This is a genomic window from Halobacillus sp. (assembly GCF_049282395.1).
GTDB lineage: Bacteria > Bacillota > Bacilli > Bacillales > Halobacillaceae > Halobacillus.
In genome coordinates this window covers 1-1554 of sequence record NZ_JBAPTY010000188.1, presented here as the reverse complement: position 1 = coordinate 1554, position 1554 = coordinate 1, and the positions used below count along the sequence as shown (strand labels likewise).

The window sequence follows — 1554 nt, the reverse complement described above, 5'->3', positions numbered from 1 at the left end:
GATCTACTGACAAAAGAAGCAACCATGGAGTTTCAAAATCCAACTGTCAGGCCCTGTCCTGCTCCTTCTCAAAAAGAAATCAAGCTTGTAGAAGCGTATATGCAAAAAGCAGAGCGTCCTCTCATTATTGCAGGTGGCGGAGTGAAAATAGCAGGTGCAGAAGATACGCTCGTTCAATTTGCAGAGAAATGTAATATCCCTGTGATGGCGGCTTTTCGTAGGCAGGATGTTTTTCCAAATAACCACAGGCTGTATGCCGGTCATCTTGGTTTAGGAACGGAGAAATCTATCGTGCAGACGGTGAAGGAAGCAGATTTCATCCTTTCAGTCGGTACACGGTTATCAGAGATTACCACCCAGGATTATACGATATTCAATAAGGGTCAGACCTTGATTCATATGGATATAAATGATGAAACCCTGGGGAAAGTGTATGCCCCTGATGTGGGAATCGTAGCCGATGCAAAAGAAGGATTGGAAGCACTTTTAACTTTAAGTGCTATTCCAAATTGGAAGAATTGGACGACAAAGAGAAGAGAAATCTATCAATCTTCGCTGAGTCTATCGGTTCATAACAATAGTAATCAGCGGATTATCGCACTTCTTCAAGAACATTTGCCTAATGATGCGATTCTTACGAATGATGCCGGGAACTTTGCTGGATGGCTTCATAAGTACTACCAGTTCAACTATAAGAAAACGTATATTGGCCCTACATCCGGAGCCATGGGATACGGTTTGCCGGCAGCTCTCGGAGCTAAGTTAGCTCATCCGAAGCGTACGGTCGTTTCTCTCTCTGGAGATGGCGGGTTCCTCATGACCATGCAGGAGCTTGAGACTGCTGTAAGATATAACATTCCGGTCATTAGTATTGTATTTAACAATTGTATGTATGGAACGATCCGTATGCACCAGGAAATGCGGTATCCATTTAAAACGATTGGAACGGATCTAGGGAACGTGCCTTTTGCGGATGTGGCCGTTCAGTTAGGTGCCATGGGTTTCTACGTTAAGAATCCTGAGGAGTTTGAACAAGCCTTACTGGGAGCCCTGGAGTGCCAGGAGCCGGCTCTCATTGAAATAGAAAGTGATGCAGAACAGATATCTGTGTCTTCAACAATTCAACAAATAAGGCAGCGAGCTGCAGAGTAAAGTTAAAGTTAGTTCGAGGAGGAGATTACCTGTGAGTCAAAAGTTGAACCAAGAAGAAAAACTTCAGAATTTCATTAATGGGGAATGGCTGGAACCTGGTAATGGTGCGTATGCTGATGTAACCAATCCGGCTACGCTTGAAACGCTGGTGCAAGTTCCATTGTCTGGTAAAGAAGAAGTAGCTTCCGCTGTAGAGGCTGCCAAGAAAGCTCAAAAGGACTGGGCGCTTGTTCCTGCTCCTCAGCGTGCGGAAGTACTTTACCGTGTTGGTTTAATTATGAAAGAAAGAAAAGAGTACTTGTCTCGCTGGCTGACGATGGAAAATGGAAAGGTGCTGGAAGAAGCACGCGGAGAAGTGCAGGAAGGGATCGATATGGCTTTCTATATGGCTGGGGAAGGACG

At 44.9% G+C, this 1554-nt stretch carries 2 protein-coding genes; both read left to right on the top strand.

The genetic code is table 11. The features are described 5' to 3' along the window. Nucleotides 1-1152, top strand: a 1152-nt coding sequence (locus WAM07_RS08600) for a thiamine pyrophosphate-dependent enzyme (RefSeq protein ID WP_422166071.1), incomplete at its 5' end; no start/stop codon positions are given. A 31-nt stretch (nt 1153-1183) separates the two neighbouring features. Next, on the top strand, nt 1184-1554 hold a 371-nt coding region (locus WAM07_RS08595; RefSeq protein ID WP_422166070.1), incomplete at its 3' end, for an aldehyde dehydrogenase family protein.